Origin of the sequence: Bradyrhizobium sp. (assembly GCF_022844465.1) — a bacterium.
Lineage (GTDB): Bacteria > Pseudomonadota > Alphaproteobacteria > Rhizobiales > Xanthobacteraceae > Bradyrhizobium.
In genome coordinates this window covers 886,247-913,232 of the sequence record NZ_JALHLP010000001.1, presented here as the reverse complement: position 1 = coordinate 913,232, position 26,986 = coordinate 886,247, and the positions used below count along the sequence as shown (strand labels likewise).

The window sequence follows — 26,986 nt, the reverse complement described above, 5'->3', positions numbered from 1 at the left end:
GACCTAGTCGCAGTGGGCATATTGGTGTTTTTTCAGGCCTCGCCCGATTCGATCATTACTGGCTTCCGAGATCGCCTTTGACACCGCCCCCCGCCACAGCCGCCAGGCTGGATAGCGCTGAATTGCCTTTGCCAAGGAAGAAACCCGCCGGCGGCAAGGCCCCCGCGCGCGCCGATCGCCCCTTCAAGGGCATCGTGCTGGTGCTGGCCTCGACGATCTTTCTCGGCGCCTCCGACGTAACCGCGAAGTATCTGTCGGCGACGTTACCCTCGATCGAAATCGCCTGGATCCGTTTCCTGGTGTTCGCGCTGATCATGACCCCGGCGATGCTGCCGGGTTCCCCGCTGTTTGCGCTGCAGACCAGCCGGCCCGGCCTGCACCTGCTGCGCGGCGCGGCGCTGGTGGGCTCATCGCTGCTCTTTATCTCGGCCTTACGGTTCCTGCCGATCGCCGAAGCCTCCGCCACCGGCTTCGTCGCGCCGCTGTTCGTGACCGCGTTGTCGATTTTCTTCCTTGGCGAGAAGGTCGGCCTGCGCCGCTGGATGGCGACCGCGGTCGGCCTGATCGGCGTCGTCATCATCCTGCGTCCCGGTTCGGGCACTTTTCAACCTGCCGCGTTCTTCCCGTTGATTTCGGCGCTGGCCTGGGCCAGCACGCTGATCATGACGCGGATGATGAGCGGCACCGAGCGCGCCATCACCACCATGACCTACTCCTCGATCGTAGGCCTCGCGATCCTGTCCGCCCTTGTGCCGTTCGTCTGGGTGATGCCGAGCTGGCACGACATCGCGTTCGGCGTCTTCATCGGGGTCGCCTCGACCGCGGGGCAGTGGATCGTGGTGCTGGCGTTCCGCTATGCCGATGCTTCCGTGCTGGCGCCGTTCTCCTATACGCAGCTCTTGTGGGTCGGCTTCCTCGGCTACCTCATCTTCGGCGAAGTTCCGGACGCCTGGACCGTGACCGGCGCGGCCTTCATCGTCGCCAGCGGGCTCTACACCGCCCACCGCGAACGGGTGCGGCGGTCGCAACTTCTCGCCGGGGCGGGCGAACGGTCGCCCAACGCCTGAGCTGAATTCCCTGCGCCAATGAGGCCATCGCGCTTCCCCCGCTGCTTTGCTGTGGTAAGAGAGAACAAGACTGCGGGGAGAACACGCCGATGCGCGCTGCCATTTTCCGGAACGGCGAGATCGTCGTCGACGAGATGCCCGAACCCCGACCGGGCCCCGGCATGGTGCTGGTCAAGTCGCTCGCCTGCGGCATCTGCGGCTCCGACCTGCACGCGCGCAAGCACGCCCACCGCATGGTCGAACTGGCGAAACATTTTCCCGGCCGCAAGCCGATGGACCTGTCGCGCGACGTCGTGTTCGGCCACGAATTTTGCTGCGAGGTGCTCGACTATGGGCCGGGCACGACGCGCAAGGTCAGGCCCGGCGCCAGGGTATGTTCGCTGCCGGCCTTGCTCACGGCGGAAGGCCCGCAGGGGATCGGCTATTCCAACGACAATGTCGGCGGCTATGCCGAACGCATGCTGCTGAGCGAGGCGCTGCTGCTGGAAGTCCCTAACGGCCTTGCCGCCGAACACGCCGCATTGACGGAGCCGCTGGCCGTCGGCGTTCACGCCGTGGCGAAAGCCAATATCAGCGGTGGCGAGGTGCCGCTGGTGATCGGCTGCGGGCCGGTGGGGCTGGCGGTGATCGCCGCGCTCAGGATCAAGGGGATGCATCCGATTATTGCTGCCGATTATTCGCCGACGCGCCGGGCGCTGGCGGAAAGGCTCGGCGCCGACATCGTCGTCGATCCGGCGCGCACGCAGCCGTATGTCACCTGGGCCGAGCACGCCCAGATGTCGCTGGAGCAAAAAGCCGCGCGACCGCCGCTGCAGGCGCTGTTGCCGGCGCTGAAGCCCGCGCTGATTTTCGAATGCGTCGGTGTCCCCGGCGTGATCCAGCAGGTGTTCGAAGGCGCGCCACGCGACGCGCGCATCGTCGTGGTCGGCGTCTGCATGGAGACCGACCGCTCCGAACCGATGCTCGGCATCATGAAGGAGCTCAACGTCCAGTACGTGCTGGGCTATACGCCCGACGAATTCGCCTATTCGCTGCGCCTGATCGCGGAAGGCGAGGTCGATGCGGCGTCGATGGTGACCGCCAGCGTCGGCATCGACGGCGTCGCCAGGGCGTTTGCCGACCTCGCCAATCCCGAGGCGCACACCAAGATCATTGTCGAGCCGTGGCGGTAACGACTTTTTATCAGAACGCCTGTTGGTGCTCCACATCGGCAATCGCGCGCCGGCAGCTTTGACGACAACGCCTCACACCGGCAGCGCGATCGAGTATTTCACCTGGCTCAGCGCGAAGCTCGACTCGATCGAGGCGATGCCGTCGAGCCGGGTCAGCTTGTTCTTCAGGAACGCTTCGTAGGAGGAGAGATCGGCGGCGACGACGCGCAGCAGGTAGTCGCGGTTGCCGGTCATCAGATAGCACTCCAGCACCTCGTCCCATTTCGAGATCGCTTTCGCAAAGCGGTTGAGGTCCTCCTCCTTCTGCCGCGCCAGCTTGATCGAGATGAAGACGCTGACATGCAGCCCGAGCGATTTCTGGTCGATGGTCGCGATGTAGCGGGTGATGACGCCGCGTTGCTCCAGCAGCTTGACGCGGCGATGGCAAGGCGAGGCCGACAGGCCGACCTTGTCGGCGAGTTCCTGCATGGTCATCCGGCTGTCGGACTGCAGCAGGCCGAGGATCTTGCGGTCGATGGCGTCGAGGGCGTGCATTGGCATGAACTCGTGCGTTTGGGGGTCAATCGTGGTAAGCTATCCCAACATTCGGATGTACGTCGCGCAAAATTGAGATTTTTGCCGCCCGCGCGGCCGCTAGAATCGAAGGATACTCGAACCTCGTCGGAGCAATGCCATGCCCATCGAGCCGGCACGCCTGGAATTGCTATCCGCGCTCGCGGCCAAGGTCCTCTGGCTGTCGTCCTGGACCATTCATCACGCCAACCATATCAGGCCCAATACCGACGGGTTGAAGGTCGGCGGCCATCAGGCCTCGTCGGCCTCGCTCGCCAACATCATGTCGGCGCTCTACTTCTCGGTGCTGCGGCCGCAGGACCGCGTCGCGGTGAAGCCGCATGCAAGCCCGGTGTTCCACGCCATCCAGTACCTGTTCGGCCGCCAGAGCCGCGAAAAGCTCGAGAATTTCCGCGGCTACAAGGGCGCGCAGTCCTATCCCTCGCGCACCAAGGACACCGACGACGTCGATTTCTCCACCGGCTCGGTCGGCCTTGGCGTCGCCCAGACGCTGTTCTCCTCGCTGGTGCAGGACTACGTCACCGCGCATGGCTGGATGAAGGACCGCCCCGAGGGGCGAATGATCGCGCTGGTCGGCGACGCCGAGATGGACGAGGGCAACATCTTCGAGGCGCTGCTGGAAGGCTGGAAGCACGGCCTGCGCAACACCTGGTGGATCGTCGACTACAACCGCCAGAGCCTTGACGCCGTGGTGCGCGAGGGATTGTGGGAAAAATTCGAATCCATGTTCCGCAATTTCGGCTGGGACGTGGTGATCGTCAAATACGGCACCTTGATGCAGGCCGCCTTTGCCGAGCCCGGCGGCGCGGCGCTGAAGCGCTGGATCGACAATTGTCCGAACCAGATGTACGCGGCGCTTTGCTTTCAGGGCGGGGCGGCCTTCCGCAGGCATCTGCAGGACGACATCGGCGACCAGGGCCAGGTGTCGCAACTGATCGAGCGTCGCAGCGACGACGAATTGCTGGCGCTGATGTCGAATCTCGGCGGCCACGACATGGCCAGCATGTGCGACGCTTTCGAGGCGATCGACCATGATCGCCCGGTCTGCTTCATCGCCTACACCATCAAGGGCGTCGGCCTGCCGATGCAGGGCCACAAGGACAACCATGCGGGACTGATGACGGTCGCGCAGATGGAGAAGTGGCGCGCCGCGCAGAACATCCGTCCCGGACATGAGTGGGACAGGTTCGAGGGATTGTCGCAGCCAGAGGCGCAACTCGAAGCGTTCCTGGCGGGCGCGCCGTTCAATCAGCACGGCCGCCGCCGTCTCGCCGCGCCCGTGATCGAGGTTCCGCAGCAACTCGCCTTCAAGCCGGCGGCGCAGATGTCGACGCAGCAGGGCTTCGGGCTGGTGCTGAACGAACTGGCGCGCGGCGACAGCGAACTGGCGGCGCGGATCGTGACTGCCTCGCCCGACGTCACCGTGTCGACCAATCTTGGCGCCTGGGTCAACCGCCGCGGGTTGTTCGCCAAGGCCGAGAACCACGATCTGTTCCGGCAGGAGAAAATCCCCTCGACCTTCAACTGGGATTATTCGCCGCGCGGACAACACCTCGAACTCGGCATCGCCGAGATGAACCTTTTCATCGTGCTGTCGGCGTTGGGGCTGTCGCATGCCATCAATGGCGAACGGCTGCTGCCGGTCGGAACTCTTTATGATCCCTTCATCCAGCGCGGCCTCGACGCGCTGAACTATGCCTGCTACCAGGATGCGCGCTTCATGGTGGTGGCGACGCCATCCGGCATCACGCTGGCGCCGGAGGGCGGCGCGCATCAGTCGATCGCCACGCCGCTGATCGGCATGGCGCAGGACGGGCTGGCCTCCTTCGAGCCGGCCTTTGTCGATGAACTCGCAGTGCTGATGGGGTGGGGGTTCCGCCACATGCAGCGCGAGGACGGCGAGGGCGGCTCGGTCTATTTGCGGCTTTCGACCCGACCGCTCGACCAGCCGCAGCGGATCATGACGCCGGATCTGCAGCGGAGCATTGCCGAGGGCGCCTACTGGATGCGTACGCCCGGGCCGAACTGCGACCTTGTGATCGCCTACGCCGGCGCGGTGGCCCCCGAGGCGATCGAGGCGGTCGGCCTGGTCGGCGAAAGCCGCCGCGACGTCGGCCTCTTGGCGGTGACCTCGGCCGACCGGCTGCATGCGGGGTGGACCGCCGCGCGGACCTTGCGCCGCGACCGCCGCGGACTGCCGCATCTCAGCCATGTCGAGAAGCTGCTGGCGCCGCTCACCCGCGACTGCGGCCTCGTCACCGTGATCGACGGCCATCCGGCCGCGCTCGGCTGGCTCGGCAGCGTGCACGGCCACCGGGTCGAGGCGCTCGGCGTCGAGCAGTTTGGCCAGACCGGCACCATCGCCGACCTCTATCGCCACCACGGCATCGACGCCAACGCCATCATCGACGCGGCGGAAACCCTGACCGTCGGCGCCCCGGTGCGGCACAGGAAGATGGCGGTGTGAGCGGCCCTCTGATGCAAGACTTCCGATGCCGCGCCACCCCCACCCCAACCCTCCCCCGCAAGTGCGGGAGAGGGAGCGCATCTCGTTCGCGGCAAGGCCTCCCTCTCCCGCTTGCGGGGGAGGGCCGGGGTGGGGGTCTCTCCGCACGTGCACGCGAGTGAGGCGCGTCCCGCCACCCCACATACCCGCGACCCTCCCGCATCGCCGCATTGATATATCGCGGGTTCAATTGTCCGGGCTTTCGTGCAAGGATGCCGGCCGAACGCTTCCGTTCCCAAACCCCGCCCTAGAGTAAAGAGGTTACGATGGTCAACCGCATGCAGTTCTACATCGATGGCGCCTGGGTCGATCCGGTCGTCAAGAAGTCCACCCCCGTCGTCAATCCGGCGACCGAAGATGCGATGTATGAGGTTGCGCTCGGCTCCAAGGCCGATGTCGACAAGGCCGTGGCGGCCGCCAAGCGCGCCTTCGTGACCTTCTCGCAGACCAGCCGCGAGGAGCGCATTGCGCTGCTGGAGAAGATCATCGAGATCTACAAGGGCCGCATGAAGGACATCGGCGCCGCCGTGTCCGACGAAATGGGCGCGCCGTTGCCGATGGCCGAACGCCTGCAGGCCGGCGCCGGCCTCGGGCACATCGCCGCCACGCTGGACGTGCTGAAGAACTATCATTTCGAGGAGACCATCGGTTCGGCGGTCGTGGTGCGCGAGCCCGTCGGTGTCATCGGCATGATCACGCCGTGGAACTGGCCCTTGAACCAGATCGCCTGCAAGGTGGCGCCCGCGCTCGCCGCCGGCTGCACCATGATCCTCAAGCCTTCGGAATTCACCCCGACCTCGGCGCTGATCTTCGCGGAGATCCTTCATGAAGCGGGCGTGCCGAAGGGCGTCTTCAACCTGATCAACGGCCTTGGCCCCGAAGTCGGCGCCGCCATGAGCGAGCACCCCGACATCGACATGATCTCGTTCACCGGCTCGACCCGCGCCGGTGTCGATGTCGCCAGGCGCGCGGCCCCCACGGTGAAGCGCGTCAGCCAGGAACTGGGCGGCAAGTCGCCGAACATCATCCTGGAAGGCGCCGACCTCACCAAGGCCGTCACCGGCGGCGTGATGCACATGTTCAACAATTCCGGACAGTCCTGCAACGCGCCGTCGCGGATGATCGTGCCGCTGTCGAAGATGAAGGAAGTCGCGGCCATCGCCAAGACCGTCGCCGACAAGACCAAGGCGGGCGACCCCCGCGCCGAGGGCACCACGATCGGGCCGGTCGTCTCACGCATCCAGTGGGACAAGATCCAGGCGCTGATCCACAAGGGCATCGAGGAAGGTGCGACCCTCGTCGCCGGCGGTCCCGGTCTTCCCGAGGGCGTCAACAAGGGCTTCTACGTCCGCCCGACCATCTTCGCCGACGTCACCAACGACATGACCATCGCCCGCGAGGAAATCTTCGGACCGGTGCTGACGATCATCGGCGCCAAGGATGAAGCCGATGCGGTGAAGATCGCCAACGACACGCCCTATGGCCTCGCCGGCTACGTCTCGGCCGATACGGTCGAAACCGCGCGCCGCGTCGGCCGCCAGATCCGTGCCGGAAACGTCAACCTGCAGGGCGTGCCGAACGAACGCACCGCGCCGTTCGGTGGCTACAAGCAGTCCGGCAACGGCCGCGAATGGGGCAAGTACGGCCTGGAGGAATATCTCGAGGTCAAGGCGGTCGCCGGCTACAACGCCGCGTAGGCTGCGACCGTCATTGCGGGAGAAGCGAAGCAATCCAGTCTGCTGGCAAGCAGTGGGTTGCTTCGCCGCTGTTGCAATCACGAAGCTTGGTAGGGTGGGCAAAGGCGCACTTGCGCCGTGCCCACCATCGAACTCTCCGCAAGAAGGGTGGGCACGCTTCGCTTTTGCCCACCCTACGATTTCGGCGCAATGGCAGCCGGACCGGCAACAACGAGAACAGCAAATGTCCGACGCCGCATCCCATTCATCGCCCTGGCGTCCGGCCGGTCGCTATCCCGATCCGGCTATCCACGCGCTCGATCCGCGCTTTGAGAAATACTGGCTGAAGCTGTCGGCCGTGGAGCGTCTGGCGACCGGCCTGCGCTGGGCGGAGGGCCCGGTGTGGTTTGGCGACGGGCGCTATTTGCTGTGCAGCGACATCCCCAACCAGCGCATCCTCAAATGGGAAGAGGAAACCGGCGAGGTCAGCATCTTCCGCAAGCCGTCCAACTTCGCCAACGGCAACACCCGCGACCGGCAGGGACGACTGGTCACCTGCGAGCACGGCGGCCGGCGGGTGGTCAGAACCGAATATGACGGATCGGTCACGGTGCTGATCGACTCCTTCGCCGGCAAGCGGCTGAACTCTCCCAACGACGTGGTCGTGAAATCCGACGGTTCGATCTGGTTCACCGATCCGGTGTTCGGCCTGCTCGGCAATTACGAGGGTTACAAGGCCGAGCCCGAGCTCGACGCCAACGTCTACCGGATCGACGGCGTGACCGGTCAGGCGAGCATCGTCGCCGAGAGCCTGCACGGACCGAACGGGCTTTGCTTCTCGCCGGACGAGAAGGTTCTCTACATCATCGAATCCCGCGGCGTGCCGAACCGCAAGATCCTGGCCTATGACGTCGCGCCCGGCGGCGACAAGATCGTCAACAAGCGCGTGTTCGTCGACGCCGGACCCGGCACGCCCGACGGCATGCGCGCCGACATCGACGGCAATCTGTGGTGCGGCTGGGGCATGGGCGATCCCGAGCTTGACGGCGTCGTCGTGTTCGCCCCCGACGGCGTGATGATCGGCCGCATCGCACTGCCGGAACGCTGCGCCAACCTCTGCTTCGGCGGGCTGAAGCGCAACCGGCTCTTCATGGCCGCGAGCCAGTCGATCTATGCGCTCTATGTCAACACGCAGGGCGCGCCGGGCGGCTAGCTCGCGCGTCCCCGGATCAGAGGAAAGAAATGCCACGCATCTTGATGACCGGCGCCGCCGGCGGGATCGGCGCAAGCCTGCGCAAGCTGCTGCCGCCGATCTATCCCGATCTGCTGCTGAGCGACGTGGCGACGCCGGCCGATCTTGCCCGCGGCGAAAAATTCAAGGCGGCCGATCTTGCCGACCTCGCCGCGGTCGAGGCGATCTGCGAGGGCGTCGACGGCATCCTGCATTTCGGCGGCTATTCGGTCGAGGGCCCCTGGGACCAGATCCTGCAGTCCAACATCATCGGCTGTTACAACCTGTTCGAGGCGGCGCGGCGGCAGGGCGTCAAGCGCGTGGTGTTCGCCTCGTCGAACCATGCGGTCGGCTTCTATCCGCGCCATCACCGGATCGGCACCGACGTCACCGCGCGGCCGGACAGCCGTTACGGCGTCAGCAAGGTGTTCGGCGAGGCGGTCGGCGCGCTCTATGCCGACAAGCACGGGCTCGGCGTGACCTGTCTGCGGATCGGCAATTTCGGCGAGAAGCCGCTCGACCACCGCCGGCTTTCGATCTGGCTGAAGCCGGAAGACCTCGTGCAACTCTGCCGGATCGGTCTCGACCATCCCGATATCCGTTTCGAAGTACTCTACGGCGCCTCCCTTAACGAACGCGCCTGGTGGGACAATCACCGCGCCTACGATCTCGGCTACCGGCCGGAGGGAAGGGCGGAGGATTTCCGCGAACACGCCATGGCGGAGCAGAAGAAGCTGAAGCCCGACCCGGTCGGCGACTTCTACCAGGGCGGCGCGTTCTGCAGCATGGAATTCGACGGTGACCGTAGCCGGATCGTCGACTGGAAGTTGAATTCGTAACCAAACCTCGAGCACGGGAACAGGAAAATGGCCGACGGACTTCGCAAGGGACTGGCAAGCTATGGCGACGCTGGCTTCTCGCTGTTCCTGCGCAAGGCCTTCATCAAGGCGATGGGCTATTCCGACGACGCGCTCAATCGCCCGATCGTCGGCATCACCAATACCTACAGCGACTACAATCCCTGCCATGGCAATGTGCCCCAGATCATCGAGGCTGTGAAGCGCGGCGTGATGCTCACCGGCGCGATGCCGATGGTATTTCCCACGATCTCGATCGCGGAGAGTTTTTCGCATCCGACCTCGATGTATCTGCGCAATCTGATGGCGATGGACACCGAGGAGATGATCCGCGCCCAGCCGATGGACGCGGTGGTGGTGATCGGCGGTTGCGACAAGACCTTGCCGGCGCAGATCATGGCCGCGGTCTCGGCCGATTTGCCGACGGTCGTGATCCCGGTCGGGCCGATGGTGGTCGGGCATCACAAGGGCGAGGTGCTGGGCGCCTGCACCGATTGTCGGCGGCTGTGGGGCAAACATCGCGCCGGCGAAATCGATGAAGTCGAGATCGAGGCCGTCAACGCTCGGCTGGCGCCGTCGGTCGGAACCTGCATGGTGATGGGTACCGCGAGCACCATGGCGTGCATAACCGAAGCGCTCGGGCTTTCACTGCCGATGAGTGCCACGATCCCGGCGCCGCATGCCGAGCGCTTTCGCTCGGCCGAATCCAGCGGCAAGGTCGCCGCGGCGATGGCGCGCGCGAAAGGCCCGCGGCCGAGCGAATTGCTGACGGCGGCCTCGTTCCGGAACGCGCAAGTGGTGCTGCAGGCGATCGGCGGCTCGACCAACGGCCTCATCCATCTGACCGCGATCGCCAACCGCACCCGGCACCGTATCGATCTCGCAGCCTTTGACCAGCTCGGTCGCGACGTGCCTGTCCTGATCGACCTGAAGCCGTCGGGCGAACACTACATGGAGCACTTTCACCATGCTGGCGGCGTGCCGAAGCTGATGGCGCAGCTCGGCGACCTCCTCGATCTCGACGCAAGGACCATCACCGGCGCCACCCTGCGCGAGGTCGTCGCCGGTGCGGAGGACGTGCCGGGGCAGGACGCGATCCGCCCGCGCGGCAATCCGATCAAGGCCGAGGGCGCGATGGCGGTGCTGCACGGCAACCTTGCGCCGCGTGGGGCCGTCATCAAGCAATCGGCGGCGAGCCCGGGGCTGCTGCAGCACAGCGGACGCGCGGTGGTGTTCGAATCGGTCGAGGACATGACGCTGCGGGTGGACGATCCCGCGCTCGACGTCAACGCCGACGACGTGCTGGTGCTGCGCAATGCCGGCCCGAAGGGCGCGCCCGGCATGCCCGAGGCGGGTTACCTGCCGATCCCCAGGAAGCTCGCACGCGCCGGCGTCAAGGACATGGTGCGGATATCGGATGCCCGCATGAGCGGCACGGCGTTCGGCACCATCGTGCTGCATATCACGCCGGAGTCTGCCGTGGGCGGGCCGCTGGCGCTGGTGAAGAACGGAGACATGATCCGGCTCGATGTCGCCGGGCGCAGCATCGATCTTCTGGTCGACGCTGCCGAGCTGGAGAAACGCCGTGGCGCGCTGGCGCCGGCCACGACGCCCGACTGGGCCAGGCGCGGCTACGCGCATTTGTTCAACGAAACCATCCTGCAGGCCGACGAGGGCTGCGATTTCGATTTCATGCGCGGGCAGGGCAAAGGGTAGGCAAGGACCACGATTGCCCGGCGAGCACCGGGCGCGACGTCAACCCACCTCATCGACGCGCCACACATCGCCTGTTCGATCAAACCTGAACGGCGTGGCGTGGCGGTTGTCGAGCCAGCAGCCACACAAGGCCTCCGATATGGCCTGCATCACCGCATCGTGGCAGACGAACAGAATCGTGGCGCGCGGGTGATGGTCCAGCCACTGGCTGATGCAGCGCAGTGATCTCGCCGCGATTTCTGGCCATGGTTCGCCGTCCGGCGGCAGGATCGAGACGACGTCTTCCACCGATTTGAGCCGGTGCGCTTTCATGGTCTCCGCGATCGATCTACCCTCGAGACTGCCAAAATCGCATTCGATGATGCCGCTGTCGACCGAGAGCGGCGACCCCGCCGCCGCTGCGATGATCTCGGCGGTCTTCAGCGCGCGCGCAAGCGGACTGGTGACGACATGGTCGAATGTCACGTCACGCAATCGCACGACGGCCGCGCACGCCTGTGAAATGCCGTCGGCGTTCAAGGGAACGTCGGTGCGGCCCTGAAACCGGCCCTGGGCATTCCAGTCGGTGACGCCATGCCGCAGGCAGAGAAAGGAGCGCGCCGGCGCCGGCAAATCCGTCACTTCCCCTTGCTGGTGAATTTCTTCACGGCAATGCGAAAATCCTCGGTCTGCATCGCAGCAATGATTCCCTTTTCCTCGGCGGCGAGCTGTTGCCTGGTCGGCGTTACCGCGGCCTGGTAGACCAGCGGCTTGGTGCCGGCGATCGCGGCCGGTGGATTTTGCGCCAGTCGCTCGGCGAATTTGCGCGTCTCCGCCTTTAGCGCCGCCGCCGGAACTACTCTGGCGACGAGGCCCCATTCATAGGCCTGCTGCGCGGAAAAACTGTCCTCGGCCAGAAAAATCTGCAACGCTCGGCGGGTGCCGACGGTTCCGACCATGCCGACGGTGCTGCCGCCATCCGGCGAGACCCCGATCTTGGCGTAGGCCGGCGTGAAGCGGGCGTCGTCGGCGGCGATGCAGAGGTCGGTGACGAAGGCCAGCCCCATGCCCGCGCCGGCCGCGGAGCCGTGAACGCTGGACAGCACGATCTTGGGCATCCGCCGCACCGCCTCGATAAAGGCGTGGTAGTGCTTCAGCAACTCGCCGACGACGGGGGCGATGGTATCGCTGGCGGCCGCCGCGCCGATGGTCTGCAAATCGCCGCCGGCCGAGAAGGCGCGGCCTTCGCCCTCGATCACCAGCACCCTGATGTCGCCGTTGGCCTCGACCTCGGCGCCGAGCTGTTCGAGCCGTTGCGCAATCGACAGGTTGATTGAGTTGAAAGCCGCGGGCCGGTTCAGCGTGATGGTGGCGATCGGGCCTTCGACCCGGAGCAGGGCGGGGGCGTCGGCGGCGTTGTCGGGGGTCGGCATGGCTTGGCCTCAGGGGAAGGGAGCATGCCTTTAAACAGCAGAAGGCCAGAGGTGACAATCCCCGGCCGGATCTGCAAAATGCGGCGCAAGCCGTGCGCGGGCCGGCGACAACCCTTGCGTCGCTTTGCACCGTGAGGTCTGATAGAGCCTCTCATCGTTCGGGACGCAGACAAGAGCGCTGCTTTCCTGGGACGAGACAGGCCAGCCAACATTTATGGAAAGAGGAGACGACATGGGTAGTTCCTGTGTCCTGGAAGTCGGGCCGCCCCCATGATGCAGGGGCCTGTTGTCATCATCGGCGCGGGCCATGCCGGCTTCCAGCTCGCCGCCTCGCTGCGCCAGAACGGGTTTTCGGAGCGCATCGCCCTCGTCAACGACGAAGGCCATCTGCCTTACCAGCGGCCGCCGCTGTCCAAGGCGTATCTGAAGGGGACCGGCGGGCCCGACAGTCTGATGTTCCGTCCGGAGAAATTCTACCACGACCAGAACATCGACCTGTTCTCCGACCGAGCGGTGTCGATCGAGCGTACCGCGCGCAAGGTATTGCTCGCCTCCGGGGTTTCGCTTGATTACGGCCACCTGGTGCTGGCGACCGGGGCGCGCAATCGCCTGCTCGACATTCCTAACGCCCATCTGGCCGGCGTGCGCTATCTGCGGACGCTCGACGAAAGCCAGGCGTTGCGGGCCTGCATTGCGCCGGGCCGGCGCGTCGTTGTCATCGGCGCCGGGTTCATCGGCCTGGAGTTTGCCGCGACCGCGCGGGCCAAGGGCATGGAAGTTGACGTCATTGAACTTGGCCCGCGGGTGATGGCGCGGGCGGTGACCGCGGAAATCTCGGAGTTCTTTCAGGCGCGGCACAGCGCGGCCGGTATTCGCATTCACCTTGGCGTGCAGGTCACCGCCATCGAGAGCGACGGTGGCAAGGTCACCGGCGTCAGCCTCAGCGATGGCCGTCATATTGCCGCCGACTTGATCGTGGTCGGCGTGGGAGTCCTGCCGAACGTCGAGTTGGCGGCGGAGGCTGGCCTGGCTGTGGCGTCGGGGGTTATCGTCGACGAACATCTATTGACCGCAGACCCCCATGTTTCGGCGATCGGCGATTGCGCGCTGTTCGCGAGCCCTCGGTTCGGCGGCTCGCTGCGGCTGGAATCCGTGCAGAACGCGGCCGACCAGGCTCGCTGCGTCGCGGCTCGGCTGACCGGCGACGCCAAGCCGTATGACGGCCTGCCGTGGTTCTGGAGCGACCAGGGCCCCGACAAGCTGCAGATCGCAGGCTTGACCACCGGCTACGACCGCGTGGTCGTGCGCGGCGACCGCGCGCAGGCGGCGTTTTCGGCCTTCTGCTACAGGTCCGGCCAGCTCGTCGGCATCGAGTCGGTTAACCGCGCCGGCGACCACATGTTCGGTCGTCGTCTGCTTGCCGCGCATGGATCGATCACGCCGGAGCAGGCGGCGGATGCCGGCTTCGACCTTAAGGCGGCCCTGACCTAGGTCGATCGTCTGGCCTAACAATCGGCCTGCTATCGGCGCAAGGCTGCCGCCACTTCCGCCGCCGTCGGCATCGACGGCGCGGCGCCCATCCGCTGCACGCAGATCGACGCTGCGGCATTGGCATAGTCCAGCGCATCGCGGATCGGCCTTCCGCCCGCCAGTTGCGCGGCCAGCGCGCCGACGAAGCAGTCGCCGGCGCCGGTGGTGTCAATCGCTTTCACCTTACGTCCGGCGATCGTGGATATTTCGCTGCCGATCAGCGCCAGCACGCCGCGCTTGCCAAGGGTGATGCAGATGATCCGTTCCGGATCGGTTTGCAGATGTCGCGCCGCTTCGATGAATCGGGCAGCAGGGTCGTCAGCCTCGAACGCGGTGTTGGCAAGAAACCCCAACTCGGTTTCGTTCAGCACCAGGATATCGACGAGGCCGAGCAGATCCGGGCCAAAGGCCTGGGCCGGAGCCGGATTGAGGATCGTTGTCGCGCCGGCCGCACGCGCCCGCTTGAAGAAGGCTTCGATCGCGGGCAGCGCGATTTCGAACTGGCTGACCGCGATGTCGCCCTCGGCAAGAACGGGGGTGGCCACGTCTGCCGCCGTCAGCAGCGCATTGGCGCCGGGGACCACGACAATGGTGTTGTCGGCAGCGGCGACGGTGATGATGGCTGTCCCGGTGTGGGTCCCCACGGTCTCCTTGACCGAGGAGAGGTCGATGCCCTGTGCGGCGAGAAACGTCCGCAACTGCTGTCCGAACGCGTCGGCGCCGAGCCGGCCGATCAGAGTAGTCGGTGCGCCGAGCTTCGCGGCGGCCACCGCCTGGTTGGCGCCCTTGCCGCCAGGAAAGTAATGCACGGCCTCGCCGGCGACCGTCTCGCCGACCCTGGGATGTCGGACGGCTGTCGCCACCACATCCATATTGATGCTGCCGGCAACGAAAACGCGCGCCATTGCTAACTTCCGTTCAGCCGGTCAGGCACTGACACCGAACTCCTGTTTGACCGCCTCGATATCGGCCAGCGTCGGCAAGCCCGCCTCGTTGCCGAGGCGCTGGATCTTGTAGGTCGAGGCCGCGCGCGCGAACTCGAAATGATCCTGCCAGCTCTTGGCGGGATTGCTGAGATAGGAATAGACATAGGCGCCGTGGAAGACGTCGCCCGCGCCGTTGGTGTCGATCACGCGCTCGCGCGGGACCGGAAGCGCCGCCAGTCGGCGGGCCGCGCCGGCCTCGTCATACCAGAGCAGGCCCTGCTCACCCATGGTGACGCCGCCGACCCGGCATCCCCGGCTCTTGAGGTAGTCCAGCATCGCTTCCGGCGTCTTGTCCATCTGCTCGCACAGCCGTTCGGCGACGATGGCGACGTCGATGAATGCCAGCAGCTCATGGGTATTGGCGCGCAGGCCGCCGCCGTCGAGCGAGGTCAGAATGCCGGCCTCGCGGCACAGCTTCGCATAGTGGAGCGCGGCGTCGGGCTGGTGACCGTCCACATGCAGCGCCCGGCAGCCGCCGAGATTGAGGATCGGAAACGGATGGATGTGCTCGTCATCGCGGCAGCGCACGATCGCGCGCTTGCCATCCTTCGGCATGATGAACGAAAGCGAGGAGGAATTGACCTTGCGCGGATGGATCGAGATTCCGTATTTCGCGCTCATGTCCTGAAACATGCGGCCGAGCCAGTCGTTGGCGATGGTTGCGATCAGGTCGGGCACGATCCCGAGCTTGGCGCAGCAGAACGCGGCCGTAACCGCGTTGCCGCCAAAGGAAACCGCGTAGGCGGAGGCCACGTGTTTTTCGTCGCCGGTAGGCATGTGGTCGGTGATGAAGGTGACGTCGATATAAGTCTGTCCGATGAAGAGGGCCTGCATTCGTTGTCCATGTTGTCCAGCCGCGCATTGGGCAAAGGTGGTGCCGCTGCCGCCACATTAGCACCTGATATCCGATGCATTCGCTGAAATTATTCGCAACCCGCCGCCTTTGCGGCTTGAGATCGGTGCATCAGGAGACTACGACCACCCCCGGGGTGGGGCTATCCCGGCATCCGCCGATCACGGCCGACCTCGCCTTGGAGTTGTTGGCGGCGCGGCAACAGGGAGGGAATGATGACCGTTTATTCCGGTCCGGTGTTCGACATGGCGGTGAACCAGTTCGGCGTCATTGCCAACCATCTGGAAATCCCGATGGACGAACGCGACCGCCTCCTGATGCCCAAGCGGTCCGTCACGGTCTCATGTCCGATCCACCGCGATGACGGCACGGTCGCCGTGTTCGAGGGCTATCGCGTCCAGCATCACCTCACGCTCGGCCCGACCAAGGGCGGCACCAGGTTCGCGCCCTCGGTCGATCTTGGCGAGATCGCGGCGCTCGCAATCTGGATGAGCTGGAAATGCGCGCTGGTCGGGCTGCCCTATGGCGGCGCCAAGGGCGGCGTCAACGTCGACCTTTCCAAGATCTCCAGACGGGAGCTTGAGGCGATTTCGCGCCGCTACATGCAGGAAATGATTCCGTTCGTCGGTCCGCATACCGACGTGATGGCGCCTGACATGGGCACCAATGAGCAGGTGATGGCCTGGTTCATGGACACCTATTCGATGTATCAGGGCCGCACCGTGACCGAGATTGTCACCGGCAAGCCGGTATCCTCGGGCGGCACGCTCGGCCGGCGCGAAGCCACCGGCCGCGGCGTCGCCTATCTGGCGCGGCGCGTGCTGAAGGAGCTCTCGATCAATCCGGGCAACGCGACCGCCGTGATCCAGGGCTTCGGCAATGTCGGTTCTTACGCGGCACTGGAGTTGCACCGATATGGCCTCAAGGTGATCGCGGTCAGCGATCACACCGGCGCGCTGCACGACCCCGCCGGGCTCGACATTCCCGCGCTGGCCCATCATGCGAGCAGGCATGGCAGCATCGCCGGCTTCTCCAGCCAGTTAGGCTTCGATCCCGCGCAGCTCCTCACGCTGGCCTGCGACGTGCTGGTGCCGGCGGCGATGGAGCGGGTGATCGACGCGAAGGTTGCGGAAAACCTGAAGTGCAGGGTGCTGGCCGAGGGCGCCAATGGTCCGACCACGCCGGACGCCGATCTTGTGCTGGAAAAGCGCCAGGGCGAGGTATTCCTGATCCCCGACACTCTCTGCAATTCCGGCGGCGTCGTGGTCAGTTATTTTGAATGGGTGCAGGACCTGCAGCAATTGTTCTGGGAGGAAGAGGAGGTGATGCGAAGGGAATACGCGATCCTCGATCGCGCCTTCGATCACATGGTGCAGCGGGCCAAGGCAGACAAGATCCCGCACCGGACGGCGGCGATGGCGATCGGTGTCGAGAAGGTTCGCGCCGCCAAGAACACGCGGGGGCTGTTTCCGTGATCGCCGGCCTCGATCACGTCGTCGTTCTCACCGGCGACATCGACGCGGCCAGTGCGGCCTACCAGACGTTTTTCGCGCGGGCGCCGGCCTGGCGGAGCCGCGGTGACGGCGCCGACCGCGTCCTGTTCACGCTCGACAACACGACGCTGGAATTGATGGCGCCGGACGGCGAGGGCGCGAACGCGGACCGGATTCGCGCGGTGCTCGACGCCGAAGGCGAGGGATTGGTCAGTCTTTGTTTTCGAACCCGCAACATCGCCAAGATGCATCGCAGACTCGATCGGCTCACGTTGAAGCCGGAACCCATCGTCGAGGTCGAAAGCCGCGACGCGATCAGCGGCGCCACTCTGGCATGGAAGCGCACCCGTGCGGCGACGGAGACGACGGGAGGAATTCGCCTGTTCTTCCTCGAGCGAGACCAGGAGCGGCCGCTCTCGGTGCGGACGACGGCCGGATCGATCACGGCGATGGACCATGTCGTGGTCTCGACCTCCGACCCCGAGCGGGCCGCGGCTCTCTATGGCGCGCGGCTCGGTCTCGACATGGCGCTCGACCGCTCGCATCCGGATTGGGGCCGGCTGATGTTCTTCCGCTGCGGCGACCTCATCGTCGAAGTGACGCACCGGCCGGGCAAACCGGAGGCGCGCGCGCAAGACAAATTGCGAGGCCTGTGCTGGCGTGTCGCCGACATCGACGCCACCCATGCGCGGCTGGCTCAGGCGGGCGTCGACGTCTCGGAAGTCCGCGCCGGCCGCAAGCCGGGGACGCGGGTGATGACCGTGCGCGGCGGCACCTGCGGCGTCCCGACGCTGCTGGTGCAGCCCCCGGCGGTAAAGCCGTCCTGATTGCAGCGCTTCGTTTCGCTGTGTCAACGCTGAACGCAATTGTCACGCAGCTGGACCGTTGCGCGAAATTCTCCGAAAAGTGTCACGGCAAGATACAGCGCGCCGGTTCCCGATTTAACCTTTTTCGGGGGTATTCAGCTTAACAAAGGGTTACCGTTGCGGCCGCGCGAGCTCCGGCGCTAGCTGTATCGCACGGAGAATGTCTCCGCAGCGATGAGCGCCAACATGAAAATTCTTTATGCGATTGCAGTTCTCGCCCTGATGTCGACATCGGCCGACGCCTGGCAGGTCGTGGAGCGGTGCACCTTCAGCCAGTTCAACGGCCGGGTATGCACGACCTCCTATCTGAACGACCCGCCGCGCAACCCTGCCCAGGAACAGGAAGACGAAAAGGCGAGGCGCGCCAGCATCGACAAGTGGGAAGCGTTCTGCAAGCCGACGCGCACCTACGATAGCGAGGGCGTGGTCCGGCTGGCTTACGCGAAAAAGGGCTGCGAGTTCGGCCGCAGCGAGTAACCGCCGCGCCCGATATTCAGCCTCCCTGCCGCGACCGGGGAGCGCTTCGGGCGCCACGGTCGATGCGCTGCGGCGCAGGTTTGCGGCGCGTCTGCCGCGACGGAAAACCACTAAATCTTTAGGGATCAGATTGCGGCGCGGTTAGCCACGCCGCTTTACGCCGCCTCAATGCTTGCCGGTCATTCTGATGACGGCATCCATCTTCACGAGGCATTTGCAATGCGTATCCTCATCGCGATCTCGATTGTCGCAGCGTCGCTCTCGTCGGCATCGGCGCAGTTTGCGATGGATCATGGCAATGCGGCGGCCGCGGCCCAGGCCGCCAATGTGGAGCGGGAATATCAGAACGCCAAGGCTGACGCCATCAGGAACGGTCGTCCGCTGCTTCCCAGTCAACAGACCAACTTCGCGGTCGGCGGTCGTGGCATGGTGAAAGTCATTCCGCGGACGCCCGAAGAGCAGAAGGCCGATGAAGCCGCGCAAGCCGCCTGGAGCGCACGCTGCAAGCCGACCGTTGTCGAGGACAGCGAAGGCTTGCGCCGGGTGAAATATGCCGAGCGCGACTGCGACCTTTCCCGGTTCAACACCGCCGGCAATTAACAATTCGGCGAAATGAGCCGCGCTCAGCCGACCTCGCACGGCACGCTCAGGAATCCCCGGAAGCGAACCCGACCGCCGCGCAACGGCGGCCCAACAAGCGCGTAGTTCGGAAACCGCGCCAGGAAGCGCGAAATCGCGATCGCGCCTTCCAGCCGCGCCAGCGCCATTCCGGCGCATTGATGCGCGCCGGTGCCGAAGGCGAGATGCCGGTTCGGCGCGCGGCCGACATCCAGACGTTCGGGATCGACGAACTGGGCGGGGTCGCGGTTTGCCGCGCCGATGCACAGCGTCACCGGCGTTCCGGCCGGCAACGCCACGCCGCCGAGTTCGACCGGCTCCACCGTCATGCGGTTGCCGAGCTGGTTTGAGCTTTCGAACCGCAGGAATTCCTCGACAGCGGTCTTGATCAGCGCGGGATTGTCGATCAGCCGCTGTTTTTCGCCCGCGTGGTCCTGCAGCGCGACCAGCCCGTTGCCGATCAAATTGGTGGTGGTTTCGTGGCCGGCATTGAGCAGAAAGATGCAGTTGTGCAGCAGCTCCTTTTCGGTCAGCCGCTCGCCATTGTCTTCGCCCTGAATCAGCCGGGTCAGCACATCGCGCTCGGGATTGCCGGGTCTGGCCCGCCGCCGCGCCACCAGCCCTTCAAGATAGCTGAGGAAATCTTTCACCGCGGCGTTGCCGCGGGCGAACACGTCCGGGCCGATCACCGGCTCCAGCGCGCCGAGAATGGCAAGCGACCAGTCGCGCAAGGGGGCGCGCTCGTCCGCGGGAACGTCGAGCAGATTGCCGATGACCTCGATCGGGATCGCGGAGGCGAAATCGTCGATCAGGTCCACCTTGCCTTTGGCGGCGATGGCGTCGAGCAGGCGGTTCACCAGTTGCACCAGATCCGGCTCCATGCCGGCGATCGCGCGCGGCGACAGCGCCCCCATGATCAGCCGGCGCACCCGGGTATGGGCGGGCGGATCGTTGAAGACGAGGCTCGTGGTGTGATGCTCATACAGCGGCGAGGCGCCATATTTGGGCGCGAACTCCTTCTTCTTGTCGGAAGAGAAGGCTCGGTTGTTCTTGTAGGCCGAGACCAGATCGTCATAGCGGGTCAGGAAATATGACCCGTTCGCCAGCCGCTTGACCGGCGCGTTCTCACGCAACGCGCGGTAGGTCGGGTAGGGGTCGGCATAGAATTCCGGCGTCAGCTTCTCGAGGTCGAAGGTGGCCGCCAGTTCGCGCGCGTCTGCTGTCATGGTTGGATACCCGTGGGTGCCGACGGATAGGCCGTTTTGATCCTGCCGTGAAGCGTTCGCCCGGAACCTGAAGAGGTCGGGTGCACTGCAATAAATCCTTGACTTGGTTTAGGTGAGTGATTACTCACGCGCCCATGTCCAACCTGCGCATGACCAGCGATCTGCGGCGGCAATTGATCCTTGGCGCCGCCAAACGATGCTTCGCCCGTAACGGCTTTGCCGGCACCACGACCCGGAGCGTGGCCGCGGCGGCGGCGATCTCGGAAGGCCTGCTGTTCAAGCACTTCGCCTCCAAGGCCGCGCTCTATGCGGAGATATTGGCCGAAGAGTGCGAGGCGGATCCGGATCTCGCGCATCTGCTCGGGCAGGAGCCCTCGACCGGCACGCTGGTCGAACTCGTGAAGGGCATGGTTGGCCATTTCACCCGGATATCGGACGGCCCGGACGAGCAGGAAGCCCAGCGGGTGCGGCTGATGACGACGAGTTATCTGGACGACGGCGAGTTTGCCAGGTTGCTGCACGCCAAGATCGGGGACCTGATCGGCCCGGTGTTCGCCGCCTCGCTGCAAAGCGCGGTGGCGGCCGGGGACGCGGCGCGGGTCGGCGGCGACCCGCTGAACCTGTTCTGGTTTGCCCATCACACGGTGTTGATGGCGGCGCTGACGCGGCTTCCGGCGGTCCCCTGCCTCTCCTACGGCAACGTCGTTGATCTGGAGCGACAACTCACTCGTTTTATCCTGCGCGGCATCGGACTTAACGAGGCCGCAATTTCTTTTCATCTGGACCGTGATCCGTTGTCGAATTCCGGACAACCGGTAGCTGCAGAAAGTGCATGACATGAACATCGTCACTGAACCCAAGCTGTCCGGCCAACCGATTGCCGACAAGACGCGCAAGCGGCCGGTCCGGATGGTGCGCTGGTTTCTGATCGTCGGGCTGCTGCTTGCGGCCGTTGTCGGCGGCCTGGTTTTCTTCAAGTTCGTCTTTCTGCCCAATCTGTTCAAGGAGATCTTCAGCAAACCGCCGCCACCGACCAGCGTCAACATCGCCACCGCGAAGTCCGAAACCATTCCGAATCTGCTGACCGCGGTCGGCGATCTCGCCGCCGTGCACCAGGTCAATGTGACCTCGGACGTCAACGGGCGCATCACCGACATCCTGTTCACGGCAGGCACGAGCGTCAAAAAGGGTACGCCTCTCGTCCAATTGTTCGACGGCCCCGAGCAGGCCGACCTCGCCAATTTCAGGGCGCAGCAGCGCGTGGCGCAGCTCTCGCTGGATCGCGCCAAGCAGCTGGCCGAGCGACAGTTCGGGCCGCAGGCAACAGTGGACGCCGCGCAGGCGGCGTTCGACCAGGCCAGCGCCGGCATCGCCAGGAGCCAGGCCGTCATCTCCCAGAAACTGGTGAGGGCGCCGTTCGACGGCGATCTCGGCGTTCGCATGGTCGAGGTCGGGCAATATCTCACCGCAGGCACGCAGATCGTCTCGCTGACCGACCTGTCCGTGCTGTTTGCGAACTTCACCGTGACGGAGAAGGACTCCGGCCAGCTCAAGGTCGGCCAGACCGTTCGTATCGCCGTCGATGCCTATCCGGATCGGACCTTCGAGGGCAGGATCACGACCATCGAGCCGCAGATCTCGACCGATACGCGCAACATCCGCGTGCAGGCGACGATCCAGAATCCGGATCGCATCCTCAAGCCCGGCATGTTCGCGACCACCACTGTGGTGCTGCCGGACAAGCCGCCGGTGATCACCGTGCCTGAGACCGCGGTTGACTACACGCTCTATGGCGACTCCGTCTATTTCCTTGGCGAGAAGAAGGACGCGGATGGCAAGAGCAGTCTCATTGTCACGCGTACCTTCGTGCAGACCGGCAACCGCATCGGCGGCCGTGCTGAAATCGTCAAGGGATTGAAGGACGGCGATCGCGTGGTGGCGGTGGGGCAGCTCAAGCTGCAATCGGGGTCGGCGGTTACGATCTCGACCGATCCGACGCCGCCGATTCCGGCGAAGCCGCCGCGCTACTGACCCACCCACGGACGCGGCCCGAGGGGCCGCGCAAGCGCAGGACGGGCAACGGCCTTGGAGACGAGACGGCGCCTTGAACTGCTGAACCCACCGGGATGATCTGTGATGGCCTTTACCGATATTTTCATCAAGCGTCCGGTTCTTGCGGTCGTCGTCAGCCTGCTGATCCTGCTGATCGGCCTGCGGGCCGCCAGCGTGTTGCCGATCCGCCAGTATCCGAAGCTGTCGAACACGGTGATCAACGTCACCACCGTTTATCCCGGCGCATCGGCCAGCCTCATCCAGGGCTTCATCACCACACCGCTCGAGCAGGCGGTCGCCTCCGCCGAGGGGGTGGACTACATCACCTCGTCGTCGGTCCAGGGCACCAGCACGATCCAGGTCTACGTCAAGCTGAATTTCGACCCGAACCAGGCGTTGACCGAAGTTCTCGCCAAGGTGAACTCCGTCAGATACCTGATACCTAGAGAGTCGAACGATCCGATCGTGACCAAGACGACCGGCCAGACCACCGCGGTGATGTATCTCGGCTTCTCCAGCGACGAGCTCTCGGGTTCGGCTATTTCGGACTATCTGACGCGCGTCGTGCAGCCGGTGCTGTCGACGGTTGACGGCGTCGCATCCGCCGACATCCTCGGCGGGCAGACCTTCGCGATGCGGCTATGGCTCGATCCGTTGCGGATGGCGGGGCGCGGGGTGTCGCCGAGCGATGTTTCGGCGGCGATCGCCGCCAACAACTTTCAGGCCGCGGCCGGCCAGGCCAAGGGCTATCTGATCGTCTCGAACATTCAGACCAACACCGACCTGCGCAGCTTAGATCAGTTCAAGAAGATGATCGTCAAGTCCAGGGACGGCGGCTTCGTGCGGCTCGAGGATATCGCGACCGTCGAACTCGCCGCGCAAAGCACCGACGCAAGCGTTGCGTTCAGCGGCCAGCGGGCGATCTTTATCGGTGTGCAGGCTACCCCGCAAGGCAACCCGCTGACGCTGGTAAAGGGCGTGCGCGCGCTGATACCGGAGATCGAACGCAACCTGCCGCCGTCGATGCAAATGAAGGTGGCCTACGATTCCACCAAGTTTATTCAATCGTCGATCGACGAGGTGCAGGCGACGCTGGCCGAAGCCGTGCTGATCGTCGTGGCCGTGATCTTCCTGTTCCTGGCCTCGTTCCGCTCGGTCATTATTCCCGTGGTCACGATTCCGCTGTCATTGATCGGCGTCTGCAGTCTGATGCTGGTGATGGGCTTCAGCTTCAACCTGTTGACGCTGCTGGCGATGGTGCTGGCGATCGGGCTCGTGGTCGACGACGCCATCGTGGTGGTCGAGAACATCCACCGGCATCTGGAAGAGGGAAAGACGCCGGTGCAGGCCTCGCTGCAGGGGGCGCGTGAAATCGTCGGCCCCGTCATTTCGATGACGATCACGCTGGCGGCGGTGTATGCGCCGATCGGCTTTCTTGGCGGATTGACCGGCTCGCTGTTCCGCGAATTCGCTTTCACGCTGGCGGGGTCCGTTATCGTGTCGGGCGTGGTGGCGCTCACGCTGTCACCGATGATGTGCTCGGTCTTGCTCAAGAGCGCGGAAGAGGGGCGTTTCGCCAGAGTGGTCAACCGCGTTTTCGGCGGGATGACGCGCTGGTACGGTCGCCAGCTCGATCGCTCGCTCGACTATCGTCCGGTTACCGGGCTGTTCGCGCTGACCATGCTTGGGTTGGTAGGATTTCTCTATCTCAACACGGCCAAGGAACTCGCGCCCGAGGAGGACCAGGGCATCGTGTTCTCGGTGACCAAGGCGCCGAAATACGCCAATATCGATTATGTCGATTTCTACGGCGACAAGCTCGACAAGGCGTTCCAGAAATTTCCCGAAACCGACCTGCGCTTCGTCCTGAACGGCATCAACGGGCCGCAGGGCGGTATTGCCGGCATGCTGCTGAAGCCGTGGGACGAGCGCGAGCGCTCCTCGATCAAGCTGAAGCCGCTGGTGCAGGCGGAGCTCAGCAAGATCGAGGGCGTCCAGGCGTTCGCGTTCAACCTGCCGCCGCTGCCGGGCGGACCCGGCGGCTTGCCGGTGCAGATGGTGATCAACTCGACGGCCGGTTTTCAGGCTGTCTATGAACAGATGGCGAAACTGAAGGACGCTGCGCGCAAGAGCGGGCTGTTCATCGTCTCCGACAGCGACCTCGACTTCAACCAGCCGGTGGTGCGCGTCTCCATCGACCGTTCCAAGGCGAGTGATCTCGGCATCAACATGTCGCAGGTCGGCGCGACGCTGCAGACGCTGCTGGGCGGCAACTACGTCAACCGCTTCAATCTCGAGGGTCGGTCGTACCAGGTGATCCCGCAGGTGCCGCGCAGCATGCGGCTGTCGCCGGAAGCGCTCGGCGGTTACTATGTTCCGACCAACACCGGGCAGCTCGTGCCGCTGTCGACCATCGTGACGATCGAGACCGGCACCGATCCGAATGCGCTGACGCGCTACAACCAGCTCAATTCCGCGACCTTCTCGGCGGTGCCGATGCCGGGCGTCACGGTCGGGCAGGCGGTGGACTTCCTTGAGCGCGAGGCGAAACAGCTGCCGGCGGGCTTCGGTCACGACTATCTCGCCGACTCCCGCCAGTATGTGAAGGAGGGCAACCAGCTTGCGATCACCTTCGGCTTCGCGCTGGTCATCATCTTCCTGGTGCTGGCGGCGCAGTTCGAAAGCCTGCGCGATCCCTTGGTAATCATGGTCAGCGTTCCCATGGCGATCGTGGGTGCGCTGATCCCGCTGTTCTTTGGCGTGGCGACCATCAACATCTACACCCAGGTCGGGCTCCTGACGCTGGTCGGCCTCATCACCAAGCACGGCATCCTGATGGTGGAGTTCGCCAACGAACTCCAGCTCAGGGAAGGCCTCGACCGCCGGGCGGCGATCGAGATGGCGGCCCGCATCCGGTTGCGCCCGATCCTGATGACGACGGCGGCGATGGTGACGGGACTGATTCCGCTTTTGACCGCGACCGGGGCCGGCGCGGCGAGCCGGTTCTCGATCGGGCTGGTCGTGGTCGCGGGCATGTCGATCGGCACGCTGTTTACGCTGTTCGTGCTGCCTGCGGTCTATGTGACGATGGCCACCGACCACCGCGCCAAGGCCGGCTCGCAGCGGACACGGGAAATCGACGAGTTCGATCACGCAGCGCAGGGGCTCAAGGTGACCTAGCGGCGTGTGCGGGCCGGGCGACGCGGAAACATAGAGGGCAACATGACGAGCGATTTTTCCGCCGGCAATTTCCGCTTCATCCCGGGGGTGTTTCAGTATTCCGGCGGCGTGGCGGCCAGCCCCGGTCATGAAATCGAGCGCGTGCGTTTCGACAAGCCGGTGCCGCTGGCCGCAGGCTTTGCGCAGATCGCAGGCTACATCAAGGCCGCGGGCCGGCCGCTGACGTCGTTCTGCGCGTGCGAGCTGCGCTCGCCCGCGGCGTTCACCGACGAAGGGTTTCGCAATTTCAACCTGCATTACGTCGAGACATTGGCGGCGTGGGGGGTCTATGACGGCAAGACCAATCCGGTCGCGCGCAGCAATGTCTGTCCCGAGATCGACCCGCCGGCCGAACCGTCGTTCTATGCCTTTTCGTTCACGCGGCCGAGCCAGAACGCCGCGCCGAGCTTCGTGATCGCCGGCAGCGGCGAGTCGCAGGAAGGCAACGCCAGCTATGCCGAGCGCACGGTGCGCTACCGCGATATCAGCCCGGACGGCATTGCGGAGAAGGTGCGTTACGTCGTCGGCGCGATGGAACAGCGGATGGGCGCGCTCGGCTTTGGCTGGAAGGATGCCACGGCTGTGCAAGCCTACACCATCCACGATTTCCACCCCGTCCTTGCCGAGGCCATGGTTCGCCGCGGCGCGGCGCGGTCGGGCTTGACCTGGCATTTCGCCCGGCCGCCGGTGATTGATCTCGAATACGAGATGGATTGCCGCCGCGTGCTGCGGGAGATCGTGATCTAGGTCTTTGCGCGCGCGTCCGCTTCAAAGCCTGCGTCGATGATCGCGCGGTCGGTGATCCCGGCTGGGTTGTCGCGCGTCGGCAGGAACGCGCGCAGATGCACCCAGCGTTCGCGGCTCACCTGTTCCAGCCGTTCGAGCTCGGCAAGCGGATCGGCGTGGTCATCCACCCGCAGATCGAGATCGGACCATGCCTCCTTGCCATGGATCAACAGCGCCGCGGACTGCTTGCCGCGCTTGTCGCCGCCGGCGGCTTCACCAGCCTGCATGGCGACGATCAGCCGGCGCGGAAATGGCAGGGCGAGATTGGCCGCGTAGGTTGTTGCCGTCTCGTCGAGCACCGCGCTGCCGGCCAGCATGTTGCCGGCGATGGAGAAACCGCCGCCCTCGACATGGCCGCACCAATCGACGCATTCGCGGCCGGTGAACGCGGCAATGCGGCCCTGCGCATCCATGACGTGAAGTTGCCGGCTCTCGCGGCCGTCATCGGCTGCGATCAGCGTCGCCACCACGTCGCGCGGCGAACGCCCCTCGCGCAACAGCCTTAAGCCGTCGATGCCATAATACGGGTTGACCAGCGCCTGCGTCGCGACGCCGCCGAAGCCGGCCGCGATATGCGGCACCCGCGCCCCGACCGCGAAAAACCGGGTCGCGACCGCGATGCCGATCTGGCCGGTGGCGGGGTCGCGGGCGATGATCGACCAGGTCATCT

Annotated in this window: 23 protein-coding genes; 16 read left to right on the top strand and 7 right to left on the bottom strand. The window is 65.1% G+C overall.

Annotation, left to right across the window (positions count from 1 at the left end; genetic code table 11):
* Positions 1-122: 122 nt before the first annotated feature.
* On the top strand, positions 123-1,067 hold the full coding sequence (locus tag Q0D31_RS04405; protein ID WP_291845700.1) for a DMT family transporter: 945 nt from the start codon (positions 123-125) through the stop codon (positions 1,065-1,067).
* A gap of 89 nt (positions 1,068-1,156) precedes the next feature.
* Positions 1,157-2,239: a zinc-binding dehydrogenase gene (locus tag Q0D31_RS04400; protein ID WP_291845699.1), complete on the top strand. Its 1,083-nt coding sequence runs from the start codon at positions 1,157-1,159 to the stop codon at positions 2,237-2,239.
* A gap of 72 nt (positions 2,240-2,311) precedes the next feature.
* On the opposite strand, the gene Q0D31_RS04395 is transcribed toward Q0D31_RS04400, so the two are convergent.
* Positions 2,312-2,773 carry an Lrp/AsnC family transcriptional regulator gene (locus Q0D31_RS04395; RefSeq protein ID WP_291846758.1) on the bottom strand — a complete coding sequence of 154 codons (462 nt, stop codon included), beginning with the start codon at positions 2,771-2,773 and terminating at the stop codon, positions 2,312-2,314.
* Positions 2,774-2,912: 139 nt separating this feature from the next.
* Between Q0D31_RS04395 and Q0D31_RS04390 the strand changes: the two genes are divergently transcribed.
* The 5 genes from Q0D31_RS04390 to Q0D31_RS04370 all read left to right on the top strand — a co-directional run bounded on the left by Q0D31_RS04390 (position 2,913) and on the right by Q0D31_RS04370 (position 10,798).
* Positions 2,913-5,279, top strand: coding sequence for a transketolase (locus Q0D31_RS04390; protein WP_291845698.1), 2,367 nt, complete (start codon positions 2,913-2,915; stop codon positions 5,277-5,279).
* 305 nt (positions 5,280-5,584) lie between these two features.
* On the top strand, positions 5,585-7,015 hold the full coding sequence (locus Q0D31_RS04385) for an aldehyde dehydrogenase family protein (RefSeq protein WP_291845697.1): 1,431 nt from the start codon (positions 5,585-5,587) through the stop codon (positions 7,013-7,015).
* A gap of 223 nt (positions 7,016-7,238) precedes the next feature.
* Positions 7,239-8,207 (top strand): SMP-30/gluconolactonase/LRE family protein, encoded by a 969-nt coding sequence (locus tag Q0D31_RS04380; RefSeq protein ID WP_291845696.1) that lies wholly within the window; start codon positions 7,239-7,241, stop codon positions 8,205-8,207.
* A 29-nt stretch (positions 8,208-8,236) separates the two neighbouring features.
* Positions 8,237-9,064, top strand: a complete 828-nt coding sequence (locus tag Q0D31_RS04375) for an NAD(P)-dependent oxidoreductase (RefSeq protein WP_291845695.1) — start codon at positions 8,237-8,239, stop codon at positions 9,062-9,064.
* Positions 9,065-9,091: 27 nt separating this feature from the next.
* Positions 9,092-10,798, top strand: coding sequence for an IlvD/Edd family dehydratase (locus Q0D31_RS04370; RefSeq protein WP_291845694.1), 1,707 nt, complete (start codon positions 9,092-9,094; stop codon positions 10,796-10,798).
* A 39-nt stretch (positions 10,799-10,837) separates the two neighbouring features.
* On the opposite strand, the gene Q0D31_RS04365 is transcribed toward Q0D31_RS04370, so the two are convergent.
* On the bottom strand, positions 10,838-11,419 hold the full coding sequence (locus Q0D31_RS04365; RefSeq protein ID WP_291845693.1) for a histidine phosphatase family protein: 582 nt from the start codon (positions 11,417-11,419) through the stop codon (positions 10,838-10,840).
* Positions 11,416-12,210, bottom strand: a complete 795-nt coding sequence (locus Q0D31_RS04360) for an enoyl-CoA hydratase/isomerase family protein (protein ID WP_291845692.1) — start codon at positions 12,208-12,210, stop codon at positions 11,416-11,418. Before Q0D31_RS04360 ends, Q0D31_RS04365 begins: the two co-directional genes overlap by 4 nt.
* Before the next feature lie 270 nt (positions 12,211-12,480).
* Between Q0D31_RS04360 and Q0D31_RS04355 the strand changes: the two genes are divergently transcribed.
* Complete coding sequence (locus Q0D31_RS04355; protein WP_291845691.1) at positions 12,481-13,701, top strand: FAD-dependent oxidoreductase; 1,221 nt, start codon at positions 12,481-12,483, stop codon at positions 13,699-13,701.
* A gap of 29 nt (positions 13,702-13,730) precedes the next feature.
* On the opposite strand, the gene Q0D31_RS04350 is transcribed toward Q0D31_RS04355, so the two are convergent.
* Both Q0D31_RS04350 and Q0D31_RS04345 read right to left on the bottom strand, forming a co-directional pair.
* Positions 13,731-14,645 carry a ribokinase gene (locus Q0D31_RS04350; protein ID WP_291845690.1) on the bottom strand — a complete coding sequence of 305 codons (915 nt, stop codon included), beginning with the start codon at positions 14,643-14,645 and terminating at the stop codon, positions 13,731-13,733.
* Between the two features lie 21 nt (positions 14,646-14,666).
* Complete coding sequence (locus Q0D31_RS04345; protein WP_291845689.1) at positions 14,667-15,560, bottom strand: sugar kinase; 894 nt, start codon at positions 15,558-15,560, stop codon at positions 14,667-14,669.
* A 234-nt stretch (positions 15,561-15,794) separates the two neighbouring features.
* Here Q0D31_RS04345 and Q0D31_RS04340 point away from each other — a divergent pair, with 234 nt between their 5' ends.
* The 4 genes from Q0D31_RS04340 (at position 15,795) to Q0D31_RS04325 (ending at position 19,015) form a co-directional block, all read left to right on the top strand.
* Positions 15,795-17,054: a Glu/Leu/Phe/Val dehydrogenase gene (locus Q0D31_RS04340; protein ID WP_291845688.1), complete on the top strand. Its 1,260-nt coding sequence runs from the start codon at positions 15,795-15,797 to the stop codon at positions 17,052-17,054.
* Positions 17,051-17,899 (top strand): VOC family protein, encoded by an 849-nt coding sequence (locus tag Q0D31_RS04335; protein ID WP_291845687.1) that lies wholly within the window; start codon positions 17,051-17,053, stop codon positions 17,897-17,899. The genes Q0D31_RS04340 and Q0D31_RS04335 overlap by 4 nt, the downstream gene beginning before the upstream one ends.
* Before the next feature lie 225 nt (positions 17,900-18,124).
* The gene (locus tag Q0D31_RS04330) at positions 18,125-18,415 is read left to right on the top strand and encodes a hypothetical protein (RefSeq protein ID WP_291845686.1); all 291 of its coding nucleotides are present in this window, start codon (positions 18,125-18,127) and stop codon (positions 18,413-18,415) included.
* Positions 18,416-18,634: 219 nt separating this feature from the next.
* Entirely contained in the window at positions 18,635-19,015 is a 381-nt protein-coding gene (locus Q0D31_RS04325; RefSeq protein ID WP_291845685.1) for a hypothetical protein, read from the top strand.
* Between the two features lie 23 nt (positions 19,016-19,038).
* On the opposite strand, the gene Q0D31_RS04320 is transcribed toward Q0D31_RS04325, so the two are convergent.
* Complete coding sequence (locus tag Q0D31_RS04320) at positions 19,039-20,259, bottom strand: cytochrome P450 (protein ID WP_291845684.1); 1,221 nt, start codon at positions 20,257-20,259, stop codon at positions 19,039-19,041.
* Between the two features lie 134 nt (positions 20,260-20,393).
* Between Q0D31_RS04320 and Q0D31_RS04315 the strand changes: the two genes are divergently transcribed.
* From Q0D31_RS04315 to Q0D31_RS04300, 4 genes are all read left to right on the top strand, one after another.
* Entirely contained in the window at positions 20,394-21,095 is a 702-nt protein-coding gene (locus Q0D31_RS04315; RefSeq protein ID WP_291845682.1) for a helix-turn-helix domain-containing protein, read from the top strand.
* A gap of 1 nt (position 21,096) precedes the next feature.
* Positions 21,097-22,290 carry an efflux RND transporter periplasmic adaptor subunit gene (locus Q0D31_RS04310; protein ID WP_291845681.1) on the top strand — a complete coding sequence of 398 codons (1,194 nt, stop codon included), beginning with the start codon at positions 21,097-21,099 and terminating at the stop codon, positions 22,288-22,290.
* A 105-nt stretch (positions 22,291-22,395) separates the two neighbouring features.
* Positions 22,396-25,491: a MexW/MexI family multidrug efflux RND transporter permease subunit gene (locus Q0D31_RS04305; RefSeq protein ID WP_291845680.1), complete on the top strand. Its 3,096-nt coding sequence runs from the start codon at positions 22,396-22,398 to the stop codon at positions 25,489-25,491.
* Positions 25,492-25,533: 42 nt separating this feature from the next.
* Positions 25,534-26,277, top strand: a complete 744-nt coding sequence (locus Q0D31_RS04300) for a hypothetical protein (RefSeq protein ID WP_291845679.1) — start codon at positions 25,534-25,536, stop codon at positions 26,275-26,277.
* Here Q0D31_RS04300 and Q0D31_RS04295 read toward each other — a convergent pair.
* Positions 26,274-26,984, bottom strand: a complete 711-nt coding sequence (locus Q0D31_RS04295) for a DUF1028 domain-containing protein (protein WP_291845677.1) — start codon at positions 26,982-26,984, stop codon at positions 26,274-26,276. The genes Q0D31_RS04300 and Q0D31_RS04295 overlap by 4 nt on opposite strands.
* Positions 26,985-26,986 lie beyond the last annotated feature (2 nt).